Annotated in this window: 9 protein-coding genes; 7 read left to right on the top strand and 2 right to left on the bottom strand. The window is 49.8% G+C overall.

What is annotated here, in order from left to right; all coding sequences use genetic code 11:
• Nucleotides 1-37 precede the first annotated feature (37 nt).
• From ACFQNG_RS18870 to ACFQNG_RS18860, 3 genes are read left to right on the top strand one after another with little or no spacing between them, the layout of a single operon-like run.
• Complete coding sequence (locus ACFQNG_RS18870; RefSeq protein ID WP_379867461.1) at nucleotides 38-2,443, top strand: heavy metal translocating P-type ATPase; 2,406 nt, start codon at nucleotides 38-40, stop codon at nucleotides 2,441-2,443.
• A gap of 25 nt (nucleotides 2,444-2,468) precedes the next feature.
• A complete protein-coding gene (locus ACFQNG_RS18865; protein ID WP_379867460.1) occupies nucleotides 2,469-2,720 on the top strand; it encodes a glutaredoxin family protein in 252 nt (83 codons plus the stop codon).
• Between the two features lie 13 nt (nucleotides 2,721-2,733).
• Complete coding sequence (locus ACFQNG_RS18860; RefSeq protein ID WP_379867459.1) at nucleotides 2,734-3,573, top strand: hypothetical protein; 840 nt, start codon at nucleotides 2,734-2,736, stop codon at nucleotides 3,571-3,573.
• Between the two features lie 314 nt (nucleotides 3,574-3,887).
• Here ACFQNG_RS18860 and fabI read toward each other — a convergent pair whose 3' ends face one another.
• On the bottom strand, nucleotides 3,888-4,664 hold the full coding sequence (fabI, locus tag ACFQNG_RS18855; protein WP_379867458.1) for an enoyl-ACP reductase FabI: 777 nt from the start codon (nucleotides 4,662-4,664) through the stop codon (nucleotides 3,888-3,890).
• Between the two features lie 369 nt (nucleotides 4,665-5,033).
• Nucleotides 5,034-5,831: an alpha/beta fold hydrolase gene (locus ACFQNG_RS18850; protein WP_379867457.1), complete on the bottom strand. Its 798-nt coding sequence runs from the start codon at nucleotides 5,829-5,831 to the stop codon at nucleotides 5,034-5,036.
• Between the two features lie 113 nt (nucleotides 5,832-5,944).
• On the opposite strand from ACFQNG_RS18850, the gene ACFQNG_RS18845 reads away from it, so the two are divergent.
• The 4 genes from ACFQNG_RS18845 (at nucleotide 5,945) to ACFQNG_RS18830 (ending at nucleotide 19,560) form a co-directional block, all read left to right on the top strand.
• Complete coding sequence (locus ACFQNG_RS18845; RefSeq protein ID WP_379867456.1) at nucleotides 5,945-6,121, top strand: hypothetical protein; 177 nt, start codon at nucleotides 5,945-5,947, stop codon at nucleotides 6,119-6,121.
• Between the two features lie 475 nt (nucleotides 6,122-6,596).
• On the top strand, nucleotides 6,597-7,403 hold the full coding sequence (locus ACFQNG_RS18840) for an SPFH domain-containing protein (protein ID WP_379867455.1): 807 nt from the start codon (nucleotides 6,597-6,599) through the stop codon (nucleotides 7,401-7,403).
• 159 nt (nucleotides 7,404-7,562) lie between these two features.
• Nucleotides 7,563-8,789: an aminopeptidase gene (locus ACFQNG_RS18835; RefSeq protein WP_379867454.1), complete on the top strand. Its 1,227-nt coding sequence runs from the start codon at nucleotides 7,563-7,565 to the stop codon at nucleotides 8,787-8,789.
• Between the two features lie 661 nt (nucleotides 8,790-9,450).
• Entirely contained in the window at nucleotides 9,451-19,560 is a 10,110-nt protein-coding gene (locus ACFQNG_RS18830; RefSeq protein WP_379867453.1) for a non-ribosomal peptide synthetase, read from the top strand.
• Nucleotides 19,561-19,564: the final 4 nt, after the last annotated feature.

Genomic DNA, 19,564 nt, shown 5'->3' with positions numbered 1-19,564 from the left:
TCCAGTATATTGGCAACCTAAGAAAGGAGCTTCAATCATGTCCACCAAACAAGCGAATATACGCATTACAGGCATGATGTGCGCTTCCTGTGCTAATCGAATCGAAAAAGGGTTGAAAAAAATAGAGGGTGTGACTGAAGCCAATGTGAATTTTGCATTGGAAAAGGCATCCGTTTTATATGACCCTGACAAAATCGGCATTCATACATTGGAGGAAAAGATAGCGTCTTTGGGCTATGGAACGGTTAAGGAAACGGTTGAACTCCAATTAGTGGGCATGACGTGCGCAGCTTGTGCGAATCGAATAGAAAAGGGCTTAACTAAGGTGCCGGGTGTTACCAAAGCCACAGTAAACTTCGCTTTGGAGACAGCAAGAGTAGAGTATGATCCCGGTGAAGCAAATGTACAGGATTTGATTAACAAAGTAGAGCAGTTGGGTTACCAAGCGAAGTTAAAAGGGGAAGAAAAACAAGAGGATCACAGACAGAAGGAATTCCAAAAACAACAACGCATGTTTCTTTTCTCGGTTATTCTCTCATTTCCGCTATTGTGGGCCATGGTGAGCCACTTACCTTTCACTTCTTGGATTTGGTTCCCCGACCTCTTTATGAATTCATGGTTTCAGCTTGCGCTCGCCACGCCTGTTCAGTTTATCATTGGAGGGCATTTCTACGTTGGAGCCTTTAAAGCTTTGCGCAATAAGAGCGCCAATATGGATGTGCTTGTGGCGCTTGGCACGTCGGCGGCCTATTTTTATAGTGTTTATCTCACTTTTATATCGATCGGCCATGGCGCCCACAAGATGGAATTGTATTACGAAACCAGCGCGATCCTGATCACACTTATCATCCTTGGCAAGTTGTTTGAAGCGCGCGCCAAAGGGCGATCTTCGGAAGCCATCAAAAAGTTGATGGGATTGCAAGCGAAAACAGCTCTCGTGATCCGTGGCGGTCAGGAGCTAAATGTTCCGATCGAACAAGTGGGTGTAGGCGATCTGCTCATTGTGAAGCCGGGGGAAAAAATTCCGGTTGACGGGGAAGTGGTGGAAGGAGCATCCACTGTGGATGAATCCATGTTGACGGGGGAAAGCATCCCGGTCGAAAAACGGGTCGGTGATCCGGTTATCGGTGCCACGATCAACAAGCATGGACGACTGGTCATAAAGGCGACCCGTGTGGGGCAAGACACGTCATTGGCGCAAATCATTAAAGTGGTTGAAGAAGCGCAAGGATCAAAAGCGCCGATCCAGAGAATTGCCGATCAAATTTCAGGTGTGTTTGTTCCTGTTGTCGTTGGGATTGCGGTGGTTGCTTTTCTGGTTTGGTTTTTGATTGTTGACCCGGGACAATTTGCAAAAGCTCTCGAAAAAGCGATTGCCGTACTTGTGATTGCTTGCCCATGTGCTTTGGGGTTGGCCACCCCCACATCGATTATGGCCGGTTCGGGACGCGCCGCTGAGCTGGGCATTTTATTTAAAGGCGGAGAACATCTTGAGTTGACCCAGCAGATTGATACGGTCGTTCTTGATAAGACGGGGACGATCACCATAGGGAAACCGCAATTGACTGATGTCATCTTAGCCAAGGATGTGGATGAAAGCAATTTTCTGGCATGGGTTGGCGCAACAGAGAAAAATTCGGAGCATCCTTTGGCAGAAGCGATAGTGGAAGGCATTCAAGCCAAGGGGATTTCCCTTCCGGATGCCGAGGTGTTTGAAGCCATTCCCGGCTATGGTGTACGTGCCATGGTTCAGGGTAAAGAGATTTTGATTGGTACCAGGAAACTGATGGCGAAGCATCAAGTGGGGATAGACGAGATTTTAACTCAGATGTCCGAACTTGAAACAACCGGAAAAACAGCGATGTTAGTCGCTATCGACAAACAGTATGCCGGTCTGTTGGCCGTCGCCGATACAGTCAAAAAAACCTCGAAAGAAGCCATTCACCGCTTAAAAGAATTGGGGATCGAAGTGATTATGATCACGGGAGACAACGAACGAACGGCTCTGGCGATCGGCAAGGAAGTCGGGGTTGACCGGGTGTTGGCGGAAGTGTTGCCCGAAGGGAAAGCGGAGGAAGTGAAGAAATTGCGGCAAAGCGGGAAGAAAGTGGCCATGGTGGGAGACGGAATAAATGATGCCCCCGCCCTTGCCACGGCTGATATCGGAATGGCAATGGGAACGGGTACGGATGTGGCGATGGAAGCGGCAGACATTACGCTGATCCGCGGAGATTTAAACAGTATTGCCGATGCCATTTTAATGAGCCGGAAAACGATGAGGAATATTAAACAAAACCTGTTCTGGGCCTTTGCCTATAATGTGATCGGAATTCCGGTGGCCGCGTTAGGTTTCCTTGCTCCTTGGGTTGCAGGTGCCGCCATGGCTCTGAGCTCCGTCTCGGTTGTGTTGAACGCATTGCGGTTGCAAAGAGTGAAGCCATAAAGCTTACTAAAAAGTAGAAGATAATATGAGTCTCCCAACGGTTGAGATAGATTCGATGCCCACTTGCAGTGATTGCAATGAAGCAAAAAGATTTTTCCAGGAGCATCATATTCCTTACAAGGACTATAACTGTGAGGAAGATCCGAAATATGCCGAAGAAGTCCAGAAGTTAACCGGGAAGCAAATCATTCCGACCATTAAAATCGATGATCACATTTTTGTCGGTTTTTCTGCCGATGTTGAGGTTATAAAAAAACCATTGAAGGCAAACGCATAAGAGGTGATATCTAATGAAAAAGAAACCATTCCTATTCACGATTCCAGTGGTTGCTTCCCTCATTCTGGCTGGTTGCGGAGCTGCGCAAGAACAAGACCATAACGGGCACGGCAATCAGCAACAAGGCCATGAACAGCATCAACAAGCAACGGAAAAGCCCGCACAAAAGGTTCAGGTGAACTGGACTTTTGATAGTCAACCGACAGCCAATCAACCGAAGGGTTTGACCATTCAGGTTAACGACCAAACGGGTAAACCAGTGAACGAGTTTGAAATCAATCATGAGAAAAAAATGCACTTAATTATTGTAAGCGAGGACCTGAGCCATTTTGATCATTTGCATCCCAACTATCAAGGGAATGGCAAGTTTAAGGTGGAAACGAATTTCCCACAGGGCGGAAAATACAAATTGTATGCTGACTTTATCCCTCAAGGCGGCAATGAAGCGACAGAGCCCAAATGGGTTGAAGTGAAAGGCGCCACTTCGCAAAAACAGCCGCTTCAACCTGATGCAATCTTGGTCAAAACCGTTGATGGCAAAGAAGTTTCCCTGAAATTTGACTCCACTCCCCAAGCAAACCAAGAAACGATGCTAACGTTTCATATTAAAGACGCGAAAACAAAACAACCCATTACCAAATTAGAAAAATATCTTGGGGCGGTAGGGCATGTCGTGATCATTAGCAGTGATGCCGAGCAGTATCTGCATGTGCATCCGGCGGATGAAAATGCAACAGGTCCAGATGCGATGTTCCACACTACCTTTCCGAAAGCGGGAGTTTATAAGATTTGGGGTCAATTCCAACATCAAGGCAAAGTATTTACCGTTCCGTTTGTCGTAAACGTTTCTTAGTATAAAATACTTCCATCAGTTTTAACTGATGGAGGGAGGCTGCTGACAAACTGCCTTCAAAGGCAGGGTCAGCAGCCTTTTTTGTCGAATCAATAGAAAAACACTCTAAGGATTTTTTTTCTATTTTAGAACGATTAAATCTTCAGAAAAGCTCCTCGCTTGGCTACGCCGCTCTCCCAAGCCGGTAAGGGAGGTGGTTTAAAGTTTGGTTTATATCCCTTTTATATACAAAAACCCTGCGATCAACATCGTTGATTCACAGGGTTTGTCAACGCTCCCTGGAGCTACCCTTTTATGGGAAGCTCTCTTTTTCTCTACATCCCCATTATATGATATCCTGCATCTACGTGAAGTACTTCACCTGTTATTCCTCTTGACAAAGAGCTTAACAAAAACAATGTGGCGTCCCCTACTTCACTTTGATCCACGTTCCGTCTAAGTGGGGCTTTTTCCGCAATGGTACCTAAAATATCGTTAAATCCTGAAACGCCTTTTGCGGAAAGGGTTCGAATCGGGCCAGAAGAAACAGCATTAACCCGAATGTTATATTTGCCAAGATCCTCTGCTAAGTACCTTACACTCGCCTCCAATGCCGCCTTTGCAACGCCCATCACATTATAGTTTTTCACGACACGCTCGGCACCGAGATATGACTGCGTAACAATGCTTCCGCCATCAGTCATTATTTTTTTCGCTTCCCTGGCAACCGCAACAAGCGAATAAGCACTGGCATTCTGGGCTAAAAGATATCCTTCGCGTGAAGTGTCCACATACTCGCCATGTAGTTCATCCTTTTCTGCAAATGCAACGGAATGAACAAGACCATGGATCTTCCCCACTTTTTGTTTAATCTCAAGAAAGGCGTTTTCAATACTTGCATCATCGGAAACGTCACACGAAACTACAAGAAGGGGAGTGATTTCAGCCTCAAACAATAGAGCAGAAAGCTTCTGAAAAGAACGTTCTTTCCTATATGTAAATATTAAGTTTGCACCTGCGGCATGTAGTGATTTGGTGATTCCCCACGCTAGGCTTCTCTCGTTCGCCACGCCCATAACTACAACATTCTTTCCTGACATCAAGTTATTCATTAGTTCCCTCCTTGGAAGAGCTTGACCTCCCCTTGTACATTATAATCTTTTTCCAAATAAATTAGTTCGTATTTTGGATAGGATACAAACCAATTTGTATGATAATGACTCATCATCCTTGAAAGGGTAGCATCCACACGGATTAAATTCGTGTGCGAAAAGATATGCGTATAGAGATTCCAGAGCATTATTGTCATGGCCAAGGTGAATTGGGGAATCGGGATGGGAATGCGGTCGATGCTTGGATCCAACAACATCGTTCCGCCGAAGAAAAAGAGCAGGGAGCCAGGCTTGGCATGAGATTCCTGCTCTTTGGCACAGTAGGGTTGATTGTATCTTTATGTTTGTTTTATTGGAGTTGAAAAACACTTATCCCTGAGGACTAAGTGTTTTTTTGTCAATTTGCTGATGGAGCCAATCCTGAATGAGCCGGTTGCATTGTTGTCCCGCTTTAGTGGGGAGTTGGTGGCGTTTGTTATCGATTGGCTTGACAGTGACCCGGGACAGCTGGAATTTAAGCAGTTTCGCGTATTTGTGGAACATTCGATCCTTGTTGCCATAAAGAAGCAACATCGGCTGCTTGATTTCAATCAGACGGTTGGTGCAGTTGTATTGCTGACTGAAAGCGAAATATTGTTTGATGTTTTCCGGGTGGCCTTGCCGCGCCGAACGGTATAGGTTGGCAAATGTCGTGGGCGAGTCGGCGTTACTCCATGACAAGAGCGTGGCCAAAGGAAGAAAACAACCGGATTTGCATAAGCCCGTCGCGATCGCAATCGCTGCGTAGAGAAGGGGAGTACTTACTTCCGACATCGCACTGATTAAAATGCCTCCCACAAAGCGGTCTGGATGGGACAGCAAAGCTTCAAGCACGATGCTTCCTCCCGTGGAATAGCCACACAAATAGGCTTGTTTGATTTGCAGCGTATCAAGCAGTTGCCTCATATCCTCCACAATCAGCGGAAAAGTCAGGGGCGCTGAAGAAGGCGCGCTTTGTCCATGACCTCGAATGTCAAACGTAAGGATACGACAGGAGGTCGCCAATTCGGACATCTGGTATCGAAAGACCGCACTGGTGATCAGGGGGGGATGAATAAAGACCAGTGTCGGTCCTTGACCGGCCAGATGATAATGAAGTTGAGTTCCGTTTGTTTCGATGAATGGCATACATTTTGCTCCTTCTTAACATCGTATACTGTTAGTGTTGGTCGCTAACTGGAAAAGTATGAGACAATGGGGGCGGAGGATCATCATGCAATTGTTGAAAGGGAGGGCAAAACATGAAAGGGTTGACCACTTGTGAACGATTAACCCATGGTGATATCGCTGGTGTCGTTCGTTTATCCAAGCGGTTGGGTTGGGATTTCTCCGAAGAAGAAGTTCATCTGGTGTTGCGCGGGACGAATCCACCGATGAAAGCCCAATATTTTGCCTTGGCGGTCCAAGCGTACGGGTAGTGTGGAAAATGTTGTCCCGGTGAATGGCAGCTGAGTTGGAGATTGGTGCGGAAACGGCGGAAGAAAAACGGATCGCGTTGTTTCGACAAGGTGAATGGGTGTAAGACCGATAGATGGACGGAGACGAATTCTGGATAATTTATCATTGGTTGGAGTTTGGCGCATTTTTTGTAATATGAAATGCAGTGGAAAAATTTTTGGCATCATGCCCCTTAGTAAGGATTTAACCATCAGCTTATTTCCCTTATAATAAATGTTAACCCTTATTGTTTTTTTACATAATGGAACATTTTAATATTTGAAGAAAAGGGGAGAACGGTGGCTATTTTTCTCGTCATTTTTTTGTGTGCGGTCTTATTCGTCGGATTGTTTCCATGGTATGAGCGAATCGGGGAATATTTGTTGATTCGGTGTGAATCAGCCAAAAAAGGCAAAAGCCGGAGCAAAAGCAAAAGGAGGAGCAATAAGCGCAAGGATGCCAGTGAAAACATATAGCAAGCAGAGGAAAAGATGGATCGGTTTTATCGCTGTCGTGATATGCTACGCGTTTGTATTTTTGTTGGTTGGAAGTTGCCTGACCATGGTGGAGGCGGGCTATCAAGGTGTGGTGTTCAATCTTTTTAGCGGCGTTCATCCACAAGTGCTGGATGAAGGATTGCATGTTCATTGGCCATGGGAATGGGTAACATTGTACCCGGTCTCTACCGAAACGGTATCTTTTGCGAAAGGGCAGGCCCTGTCCGTTTTGACTGCCGATGGCAAAAAGGTGCAAATGGATGTCTTGATGAGCTATCATTTGGAAGCAGCGAAGCTACCTGGGTTGATGGTGCGTTTTCGTCAGCGGGACTGGGCAGAGATGGGGACGGAGTATTTGCGAATGCGGTTGGCCATGGCCATCCAATCCGTGGTACTAAAGCATTCAGCGGTTGACCTGTATGTTGCAAAGAGACGAACCGCCGCCGCGGAGATTGAAACGGAAGTGACGCGTGAATTGAAAAAAGAGGGGATTCATGTAGAAGGGTTGGCCTTGGTTGATTTGCGCGTGGATGCGCGGACACAACAACTCATGCAAACATTAGTCGAGTCTAACATTCGTCATCAATCCATCTTGCGTGAGACCGAAAACAAGAAGCAATTGGCCAGCCAGCGGAGATTGGAAGCGGAATCGCGCCGGGAGGCTATGCTGATCCAAGCCAAAGGCGAAGCGGAAGCCAACCGTTTGGTAAACCAATCGTTAACGCCGGAATTTATGCGATATCAAAAGCTGTTGCGTAATAAATAACACACAGAGAAACCGGGACGGAAGTAAATTTTTTCGCTGTTGAGCAACCATTCCTCCTTGTGAGCCTGATCGATCAGGCTATATAATACAAACTAATATCTCCAAACAATATGATTTTACTTTGATTCGTAATATTTGAGGCGGAATGAGGTTGAGATGATGTTCAAACCCAGTGAATTGACCACATATGCCACCATGCTAGTCCAACTCGGTGTCAACTTGCAACCAGGTCAGAGTTTGGTGATTCGCGCTTCCACTGATGCGGTGCCGATGGTGCGCAAAGTGGTTGAAGTGGCTTATCAAGCGGGCGCATCAAACGTGATGGTCGATTGGTCGGATGATGAGGTGAACCGCATCCGTATGAGCCATGCCCCGGAAGAAACGCTTACTTGGGTATCTGAAGGCAAAGTGCGTGATCTCATTCAGTTGATGGAAGAAGGAGCGGCGGTCATTTCGATTTTGACTCCCAAACCGGAACTGTTAAAAGGAGTGGACGCGTCACGCATCGCGACCGTAACGAAAGTGATGGGCCAAGCGTTGCAGAGATATCATGAATTGGCGCAAGGCGGGAAGGTGAGTTGGAGCATCGGAGTAATTCCCACGCCGGAATGGGCCAGATTGGTATTTCCGGACTTGGAGGAAGAAAAGGCGTTGGCCAAATTGTGGGAAAGCATAAAAGTGGCGATCCGTCTAAATGAACAAGATCCGGTGGAAAACTGGAGAGATCATGTGCGACAGCTGGAAGAGCGCACTTCTTGGTTGAATGACCATCGATTTGCCCGGCTGGAATATCGCGCGCCCGGAACGAACCTTTCCGTGGAATTGCCCAAAGCGCACCGTTGGTTGGGAGGGGGATTAAAGAATGGGCAAGGTGTCTTCTTTTTGCCCAATATCCCCACGGAAGAAGTGTTTACGGCACCTCTTAGAGAAGGGGTAAATGGATATGTGCGAAACAGCAAACCATTGGTGTACAACGGGCAGGTCGTTGATGGGTTTACATTAACCTTTCAAAATGGGCAAGTGGTGAAAGCGGAAGCGGAGACGGGGGAGACCTTGCTCCAGACGCTGTTGGAAATGGATCAGGGGGCTTCGTATCTCGGGGAGGTGGCCTTGGTGCCAAACGACTCACCGTTATCCAACTTGGGTGTGATTTTCCAAAATACATTATTTGATGAAAATGCCTCCTGCCATTTCGCACTGGGTTCGGCGTATCCGTTTTGCGTCGAAGATGGAGCCTTCTTATCTAAGGAAGAAAGGCTGGAAAAAGGGTTGAATGCGAGTTTGATCCATGTGGATTTCATGATTGGCGCAGGGGAGCTCGACATTGATGGCGTAACGGAAGATGGCCAAGTGATTCCGCTGTTTCGCGGTGGCAACTGGGCTTGAAATGGTGAAGCAGCTTTTGCTTATAGCAAGGGCTGTTTTTATTTTTATCAGAGATGGGGCGCGATCTTATCTGTCGTTAGGTGTCTTATCCGCGCAAAGATATGCGTGAGGTGGATGGTTTTGAAAAACGATCCGGGGGACGGATTGCTTTGGGATCATTATTTCAGGTGATAACATAAGGTTTTATCATGCGGATTTTTTCTATCAAAATAGAATGTCGTACCTGTTCTCTTTTGTTCAATTTTGACAAAAAAGCGAATGATTGATTTGTCCATTGAAGTAAAAGGAAAGTAAAGAAGGGGAAATTTGATTTAGGTAGAATGATAGGATAGACTGACACATAGGCTAATATTTACAAAAATTACAGAATAGCCATAGTCCTTTGTTTGTTGGGGATTATGGTTTTTTTGAGGAGGGTTGGATAGCCGATAAGGGATCACTGATAATTCAATTTTAATCAACATAAATATAGATACACTTAAGTAGATTAACTCTATTGTTCATAAATGGATGTATTTATTTTTTAAAAATTAAAATGAATTATTTGTTGTTGTGGCGAATCAATTCGCAAATCGTTGACATGCATAGAAAATTCAGATAAACTCTGAAGTACAATTTAAAAATAATATAAATCTTACATCAAATATGTCGGAGGGTAATTATGTCCTACAATGAGTTGGTTCATCCATGGCGGAAAGGTCGGGCATATTACAGGGAGTATTTACGTGGATATAACGAAGGCATTCAGATCATACCTGAGCTGAAATCAGGCAATTTGCAAGTACGAGCGACCATGCGCCCTGAAGAAGTCACTTTTTATTTGGATTCCCACTTAACAAATGAAATTATCGCTTTGGCAGATAAAATGAACGTAACGGTTTCCACATTGCTCAGTTTGATGTGGGGTGTCTTATTGCAGAAATACAATAATACGAATGACGTGGTATTTGCGTCGATTTCACCCGGTTCCCATGATGGAGATGAGGAGTTGGCCGTTCAGTTGCGCCGGGTTCAATGTGCAAGCGGAGAAACCATTTATGATTTGGTCGCGAAAAATATGGGACATCCTGAAATGACAGCGATCCCGCTCTCGCAATTGGAAGAGTTGACAGGAATCGCGCCGTCTTCGCTTCAACATCTCTTTTGCGTGATGGAAACGGGCAGAGAGGATTCAGAAGATACCGAACATAAAGCAGAGTCTGAATATGACCGATGGTTGGCGGGATGGAAGGATTCCCATCTGGTTCTCCATGTGCTGGTCACACTCGGCGGACAGTTGACTATGCGCTTCAAATTTGATGAAACTCGCTTTCATCCGGACTGGATCGAGCGGGTCGGCCATCATTTTGCAAGGGTCGTCCAATCCTTTGTTTATTGCCCGGAATTGGTGCTTCATGAGCTTGAACTGATGGCAGATGCGGAGAAAGAAAAATTGTTATACGGATTTAATGATACCAAGGCCGCCTATCCCGGCGATCAGACCATCCATGCTCTATTTGAACAACAGGTCCAGCGCACGCCGGATCAAGTGGCTGTGGTGTTCAAAGATGAAGAATTAACCTATCGCCAATTGGATGAACGTGCGAACCAACTGGCACATGCCTTGCGTCGGCGCGGAGTGGGGCGGGAGCAGATCGTGGGGATTCTGGTGAGACCTTCGCTGGAAATGATCATTGGCGTCTTGGGTGTGCTGAAAGCGGGTGCCGCCTATCTGCCGATTGATCCGCAGTATCCTTTGGAACGAATCGATTACATGTTGCAAGATAGCCGCGCCGCCATGTTATTGACGCAGACCGGCTTAACTGTTCCGGTTGAGTGGAGAGAGCGGAAGCTGTATTTGGATCGAATCGCTTGGGAAGAGGGAGGAATCGCCGTGGAAGGCGTTGAAAGCACGCCCAACCACTTGGCGTATGTGATCTACACGTCGGGATCGACCGGCAAGCCCAAAGGTGTGATGGTTGAGCATCGGGCGCTGGTGAATTTAGCCTCTTGGCACGTGCGGCGGTTTGAGGTGACGGCGCAAGACCGCGCCATGAAGTATGCCGGCTTCGGTTTTGACGCTTCCGTCTGGGAGGTTTTCCCGTACTTGATTGCAGGAGCGACATTGGTTGTTATTCCGGAAGAGATCCGTTTGGATGTGGAAGCGTTGAATCGTTACATGGAGGAGGAAGGGGTGACGATCTGTTTCTTGCCTACGCCGGTCGCGGAACAGTTTATGCGTTTGGAAAACCGTTCCCTAACCAGGCTCTTAACGGGTGGCGATCGATTGCAACAGGTACGCCCGCAAACTTACCGGTTGTTTAACAACTACGGTCCGACCGAAAACGCGGTCGTGGCCACTTGTTTTGAAGTGAAACCGGGAGAGCCGATTTTGATTGGCAAGCCGATAGCGAACAACCAGGCGTATGTGGTGAGTGAAGAGGGGTCGCTGCAGCCCATCGGTGTGCCGGGGGAGCTCTGTTTGGCAGGAGACAGCTTAGCCCGCGGTTATTTGCACCAAAAAGAACTTACCCTCGACAGATTTGTGCCCAATCCCTTTGTGCCGGGGGAGCGCATGTATAAAACCGGGGATTTGGTTCGATGGTTGCCCGACGGTAACTTGGAATTCCTGGGGCGAATCGATGATCAAGTTAAAATCCGAGGTTATCGGGTTGAATTGGGGGAGATTGGCAGTGTCCTGTTGCGGCACCCGTCCATAGAAGATGCCGTGGTGATCACGCGAACAGACCATTCAGGCCAACCCGTGCTATGCGCTTACGTGGTGGCTGGGGAGCGAGTGAATGAAAAGGAGTTGCGCGCTCACTTGGCAAGGGATTTGCCTGAATACATGATTCCGACGCATTTTGTCTTGCTTGATCGGTTGCCGCTCACACCCAACGGAAAAGTGGACAAAAAAGTATTGCCTGAGCCGGTTGCAGAGAAAGCGCGGCCTGATCGGTTTCTTGCCCCGGTTCACCCGGTTGAGGTGAAACTGGCCCAGCTATGGCAAGAAGTGTTGCAAGTGGATCATGTCGGGTTGCATGATCACTTTTTCGCGCTGGGTGGACATTCGTTGAAGCTGATGATGCTGGCTACAAGGATCCGCGCTGAATTTGGTGTGGAGGTGGACTTTGTTCGTCTGTTTCATCATCCTACCTTAAGTGAGATGGCTTCGCTCGTTCAAGCTGCGGATAGTACCACCACCGGTTCCCTCCAACCGGTGGCAGAACAAGCATACTATCCCGTCACTTCCGTGCAACGGCGCTTGTATGCGGTGGAGCAACTTGAAAATATCGGCGTGACCTATCATAACCCCGTTGTTTTGGAGTTGGCGGGCGAGCTGGACGGCCAGCGACTGCGTCAAAGCCTGCAGGCCGTGGTTGACCGACATGAAGCGTTGCGAACCTCTTTTCATCTGGTGGACGGAGAGTTGATGCAAAAAGTGGAATCGGAGGCGGCTTTGCCATGGGAACAGTTTGAGGTGAAAAACGAGGCTGAGGCCAGAGAGCGGATTCAACAGCTTATTCGACCGTTTGATCTGAGCCGAGCGCCTCTGATCCGGGCGGGGTTGCTTCAATTGGAAACAGAGCGCCATGTGTTGGTGTTGGATATCCACCATATCGTTTCGGATGCAGTCTCCATTGAGTCGATTTTGTACCACGAACTGGGCTGTCTGTACCGGGGCGAAACTTTGCCTGCACCCGCTTGGCAATACAAAGAGGTTGCGGTATGGCACGAAGCTTGGAAACAGACGGTGGATTGCCAAAAGCAAGGGGAATATTGGTCAAAGCAATTCGCCGATGAGTGGCCGGTTCTGGACATGCCGACCGATTATCCGCGTCCCAATATCCAGCAGTTTTCCGGTGGAAAAGTGCGATTCAGCCTGGATGTGGAATTGGCGGAAAGGTTGAAGCGCATAAGTGAACAAGAAGAAGCGACGCTGTTTATGGTCTTGCTTGCAACCTATAAGCTGATGTTGGCCAAGCTGTCGGGTCAAGACGATCTTGTCGTCGGCTTTCCCATTGCGGGGCGGTCACAAGCGGAAGCGGAGCAGATTTTTGGGATGTTTGTCAATACATTGCCGCTTAGAACGCAACCCATTTCAGAGCGATCGTTTAGCCAATATCTTGCTGAAGTAAAAGATAAAGTCCTGTCGGCGTATAGCCATGGGGATTACCCATTGGAAGAGATCGTGGAAAAGCGAGGGATTGCAAGGGATCGTAGCCGCAATCCGTTGTTCGATACGGTGTTTGTGTTGCAAAATGTGGAAGCGGCCTCGCTTGATCTGCCCGGGATTGCGGTGAAGGCGTATTCGAATTGGGAATGGAAGCAATCCATGTTTGATATGACCTGGGAAGCGGAGGAACAGGAAACGATCCACTTTGCGGTGGAGTACAACACGGCCCTGTTCAGTCGGGCAACCATCGAGCGGCTGATTGGATATTATTCGCATTTATTGCGTCAAGTGGTGGCCGATCCGGAACGGAGCCTCGGTGAATTTGATATCGTGCCGGAAGCGGAGAAAGAGCGGTTGCTGACCACGTTCAACGCGACGGAGGCGGAGTATCCGCGGGATAAGACCTTACATCAGTGTTTTGCGGAACAGGTGAAGCAAACCCCCGACCTGCCGGCGGTGGTGTATCGGACGGAGACGTTGACTTACCGGGAGTTGGACGCGCGCGCCAATCGGTTGGCTCGACGGTTGCGGGACCGGGGAGCGGAGCGTGAACAGATCATCGGGATCATGGTCCGCCCGTCGTTGGAGATGGTGGTGAGCGTCCTTGGGGTGTTGAAGTCGGGGGCGGCTTACTTGCCGATTGACGTCGACTACCCGACGGAGCGGATTATGTACATGCTGGAGGATTCCCAAGCAAGGCTCCTGTTGGCCGAGCGAGGGGTGGAAGTGCCGGCGGAGTGGCTGGATCGCGTGCTGTGGCTGGATGAGCTTGACTGGATGGCGGGTGACGGAAGTGAAGTGGAGGTGGACAGTCAACCGAATGATTTGGCTTATGTCATTTACACCTCCGGTTCGACGGGCAAGCCCAAAGGCGTGATGGTGGAACATCGTTCGGTGCTGAACCTGGCTGCATGGCATATCCGCGAGTTTGCGGTGACGGCGGAGGATCGGGCGACCAAATACGCCGGTTTCGGGTTTGACGCCTCGGTTTGGGAAATCTATCCGTATCTGCTAACCGGCGCCACCCTTTATGTCATCCCGGAGGAATTGCGCTTAGATGTGGGCGGGTTGAACCGGTACATGGAGGAACAGGGCATCACCATCAGCTTCTTGCCGACGCAATTGGCCGAACAGTTTATGCAGTTGGAGAACAAGAGCTTGAAGACGCTCTTGGTTGGCGGGGATCGTTTGCAGCAGCTACAGCCGCAGACTTACCGCGTCGTAAATAACTATGGGCCGACGGAAAACACGGTCGTCACCACCAGTGGGGAGTTGTCGCCGGAGATGGAGGTTTTGCCGATTGGGAAGCCGATTGCCAATAACCGGGTGGTTGTCTTGGGGGCAGATGGGCAGTTGGTTCCGATCGGAGTGCCGGGAGAGCTGTGTGTCAGCGGTGAAAGCTTGGCGCGGGGGTATCTGCATCGCCCCGAGTTGACGGCGGAAAAATTTGTGCCCAACCCGTTTGTTTCCGGTGAGCGGATGTACAAGACGGGAGACCGGGTGCGCTGGTTGCCTGATGGCAGCATCGAGTTTTTGGGTCGGTTGGATGACCAAGTGAAGGTGCGTGGATTTCGCATTGAGTTGGGTGAAGTGACGAATCGGCTCCTGAAGCATCCCGCGGTGCGGGAAGCAGTCGTCATCGCCCGGCGGGATGAAGCGGGGGAAGCGGTTCTGTGCGCTTACTTCACCGCGGAAGGCGGGTGGACAACAGCCGGGTTGCGCCAACACTTGGCGCAGGAGTTGCCGGATTACATGATTCCGGCCCATTTCATCAAGCTCGAGTCTTTGCCGCTCAACGCGAATGGCAAAGTGGACAAAAGGGCGCTTCCGGAGCCGGAGGTAAGCGAGGGGACGGGGAGCGCGTATGTGGCGCCGACGACGGAGCTGGAGGCGGCCTTGGCCAAAATCTGGCAGAATGTGTTGCAGGTTGAACGAGTGGGCATCAATGATCGGTTTTTTGAACTGGGAGGCCATTCGCTTAAAGCAATGATGTTATCGTCCCAGATTCATAAAGAGTTGGACATGGAGATCCCGTTGCGTGAAATCTTTGTCCATCCGACGGTACGGGAAATGGCCGCTTACTTGGCAGGGATGGACAAAAAAGCGTTTGGCAGAATTGAGCCCGCGCCGCCGCAGGTCTATTATCCGGTCACATCCGCACAGAAACGGCTTTATGTGATCCAGCAGATGGACGGAGTCGGCACGAGTTACCACATGCCTTATTTTTTCCGAGTGCAGGGAACGCTTGACCCCGGTCGGTTGGAAGAAGCGATAGGCAAGTTGGTGGAGCGGCATGAAAGCTTGCGTACCTCGTTCCATCTGGTCGAGGGAGAGTTGATGCAACAGGTTCAAGCAAAAGTCACCGTTTCCATTCAATATGAACAGGCCGCCGACCAGGAGGAAGCCAAACGGATTATGCGGGCCTTTATCCGTCCGTTTGATCTGGAGCGAGCGCCCTTATTCCGCGTCGGGGTGATTGATGTCGGCACGGGGGAAGCGATATTGATGTGGGATTTGCACCATATTGTGGCGGATGGTATATCGATGTCGATTTTGTTCCGGGATTTTGCCCGGTTTTATCAAGGGGGGGCATTGCCCGAGTTACCACTGCAGTATAAAGATGTGGCGGCGTGGCAACAGTCTGAACCGGTTCAAACGGCCAAACGGGTGCATGAAACGTATTGGTTGCGGGAATTGGCAGGTGAATTGCCTGTCTTGGAGCTGCCGACAGACTTTCCGCGGCCTCCGGTGCAGCGCTATGAAGGAGCTTATCTCACGTTCACCATCGATGAACGATTGAGCGGCAAATTAAAGCAGTTAGCGGAAAAGCAGGAAGCCACGCCTTATATGATCTTGTTGGCGGCATACACGGTCTTGTTGTCCAAGTATTCAGGACAGGAAGACATCATTGTGGGAACACCGGTGGCGGGCCGTTCCCACGCGGATCTGCAAGAGATTGTGGGGATGTTTGTCAATACATTGGCGCTTCGCAGTCATCCAAAGGAAGAACAAACCTTTTTGGAGTTTTTGGCGCAAATGAAGGATCGGGTGTTGGCGGCAAACGAACATCAAGATTATCCGTTGGAGGAATTGATTGAAAAACTGGGCGGGCACCGCGATATGAGCCGGACGCCGCTGTTTGACACCACTTTTGGCATGCAAAACATGGAGCCGCCTGTGCTTCGGTTGTTGCCAGGTTTGACGCTCACACCGGGAGAGTTGGAATGGAATCGCGCGAAGTTTGATCTGAGCTGGATTCTCGTGGAGGGTTCGTCCCTGACGGGAATGGTTGAGTACAGCACAAGCTTGTTTACCGAAGCGACCGTTCAGCGGATGATTGCTCACTATTTGCGCATTTTGGAACAGATTGTGGAAGATCCCGCCAAGCGATTGGCGGAGGTAGAACTGGCGACGGAAGCGGAAAAAACGCAAATTCTCACTGTTTTTAATGCGACAGAAGCGCCTTACCCGGATCAGGCGTTGGCTCATCAATTATTTGAAGAACAAGTGGAACGTTCACCGGAACAATTGGCCGTCGTTTATAAAGATGTGGCCTTAACTTACCGGGAAGTAAACGCCCGCGCCAATCAACTGGCCAGGGTGTTGCGTGCGCAAGGGGTGACGAGCGATCAGATCGTCGGCTTGATGATGAAACGCTCCCATGAATGCATCATTGCGATGTTGGCCGTCATGAAAGCGGGAGGCGCTTATTTGCCGATAGACCCGGAATATCCGGAAAGCCGGATCAACTATTTGCTTGAAGATAGCCAAGCGAAATGGCTCTTGGTCACTCGGGAGACGGAGGTGCCTGTAAGCTACCGCGGCATTGTCATTGTGGTGGATGAGGCCACTTATGCCACTGAGGATCGTTCCAATTTGGTGCCAGTGAATGAACCGGAGCATTTGGTGTACATGATTTACACCTCCGGCTCGACCGGCAAACCCAAAGGGGTGATGATTCAGCATCGTAGCTTGTGCAACCTCAGTTTGCTCGGTCCGTTACGCGAGATTGAGCCGCACAGCAGGGTGATGCAATTTGCTTCGATCAGTTTTGACTCTTCTGTGGCGGAGATTTTCCCGGCCTTATTCATGGGGGCGACCCTCTATTTGGAGGATCGGGAACTCTTGTTGAGCGAGTTGACGCAGTACCTGAAGCAGAACCGCATCACCACGGCCGCCTTGCCCCCTTCGGTTCTGCGCTCGGTTCCGTACGAAGAGTTGCCGGACTTGAAGACGGTGATCAGCGCGGGGGAAGCCTGTACGTTGGATTTGGTCCAGGTGTGGGGACAAGGGCGGACGTTCATCAATGAATACGGCCCAACCGAGGGGACCGTATGCGCGACACTGGCGCGCCTCACCCCTGATATGGCGATGGTGCCGATTGGAAAGCCGATCAAAAACCAACAGGTCTACATCGTGAACCGCCAACATCAATTGCAACCGGTGGGGGTTGTGGGGGAACTCTGCATCGGCGGAGCGGGATTGGCCCGCGGATACTGGAATCGCCCCGATCTTACGGCTGAGAAGTTTGTTCACAATCCGTTTGTCCCGGGTGAACGCATGTATAAAACCGGGGACTTGGCCCGTTGGCTCCCTGATGGCAGCATCGAATATTTGGGACGGGTCGATGACCAAGTGAAAATCCGGGGGCACCGTATCGAATTGGGCGAAGTTACCGCACGCTTGCTGGATCATCCCGTCATCAAAGAAGCGGTGGTCACCGCACGGAAAGATGAGCGCGGCCAATCCGCCCTCTGCGCGTATTTCACGGTGGCGGGACCATGGAGTATCGCGGAATTGCGTCGGCATTTGGCGAAAGAATTGCCGGACTACATGATTCCGAGCCATTTTATCGAACTGGATCGGATTCCGCTCACGCCGCACGGCAAAGTGGATAAGCGCGCATTGCCGGAACCGGTGGGAGCGGTGGAGACGGGGGTCGAATATGTTGCCCCAACCACTGAGATGGAGCGGTTGCTGGCGGAGAGTTGGCGAAAAGTGTTGGGACTTGAACGGGTCGGGATTCACGATCACTTCCTGGAACTGGGCGGGGACTCCATTAAAGCGATTCAAGTGGTCGCCCACTTGAAACAACATGATTATAAGGTGAAAATCAACGACTTGTTCCAATATCCAACGATCGCCGGCTTGGCTACCCGCGTTCAGACATCGGAGCCACAGGCGGAGCAAGGGCTCGTCACAGGAGAGGTGCCGCTCACGCCCATTCAATCTTGGTTTTTTGACAAAAAATTTGCGGAAGCCCACCACTGGAACCAAGCGATGATGCTGTACCGGGAGACGGGCTGGGAAGCGCATGCGGTTGAGCGGGTGTTGCATGCTTTGATCACCCATCATGATGCGTTGCGAATGGTTTATCGCCAAGAAGGAGAACAGGTGAAACAGTTCAATCGCGGTTTGGAGGGGACATGTTTTGCCTTTGAAGTTTTTGATCTGTCGGCGGAGCCGGATGTGCGCGGGCGAATCGAACGGGAAGCCGGACGATTGCAAAGGCAACATCGCCTTGCTGAAGGTCCACTGCTTCAAGTAGGCTTGTTCCGGACCGCGACAGGGGACCATCTCCTCTTCAGTATTCACCACTTGGTGATTGACGGGGTGTCTTGGCGGATTCTGCTGGAGGACTTTGCCACTGCGTATGAACAAGTGATGCGCGGCAAGCCCATCCAACTTCCGCCCAAAACGAGTTCCTTCCAAGCGTGGAGCCGTAAACTGAGGGAATATGCCAACAGTCCTGAGCTGTTGAAGGAACTGGATTATTGGCGGCGAATTGAGGCGAAGCCCATCCCTGCCATTCCGAAAGATTTGCCGGGAGAAGCGCCGCTCACGACAGCGGGATGCAAGACGGTGACGGTCACGCTGTCGGAAATGGAGACAAGGCAACTTCTGACCGATGTGCATGCCGCATATCATACAGAAATGAATGATGTGTTATTGACAGCCCTCGCTTTGGCCGTCAACCGATGGGGACACAGCCATGCCCTGGCGGTCAATATGGAGGGACATGGACGGGAAGAAATTATCGAGGAACTTGATTTGATGCGAACAGTGGGTTGGTTTACCTCTACATACCCCGTTGTGATCGAATTGGAGACGGAGCAAATATCGGATGCGATCAAATTGGTCAAAGAGCAATTGCGCAAGATTCCGAATAAGGGGATCGGTTACGGCATTTTGAAATACCTGACAGATCTGGCGCATAAACAAGGCTGTTCCTTTCTTGCGGAACCGGAATTAAGTTTCAACTATCTGGGCCAGTTTGACCAAGAGGTATCGACAGGGGCATTTAGCCAATCGGCAATGCCAAAGGGAGATGAGTTGAGTCCATCATCCACTACTCCGCATCTGTTGAATATCGTGGGAATCGTGTTGAATCAGCGGTTGGAACTGCACTTTCACTACCACACAAGCGTGCACCGGCATGAAACCATCGCCAATCTTGCCGAACAAGTGAAGCAATGGCTGCAAGAGATCATTCGTCACTGCCTGGGCAAAGAAGAGGCTGAAATGACACCTAGTGACTTCAGTTCCAATGATTTGACATTTGAAGAAGTGGAGGAGATCTCGGAGTTGCTGGCCGAGCTGGATCTTGATGAATAAAGGC

The organism is Laceyella putida, from assembly GCF_042665195.1.
GTDB classification, from domain to species: Bacteria; Bacillota; Bacilli; order Thermoactinomycetales; family Thermoactinomycetaceae; genus Laceyella; species Laceyella putida.
This window is presented reverse-complemented; position numbering and strand designations above follow the sequence as displayed.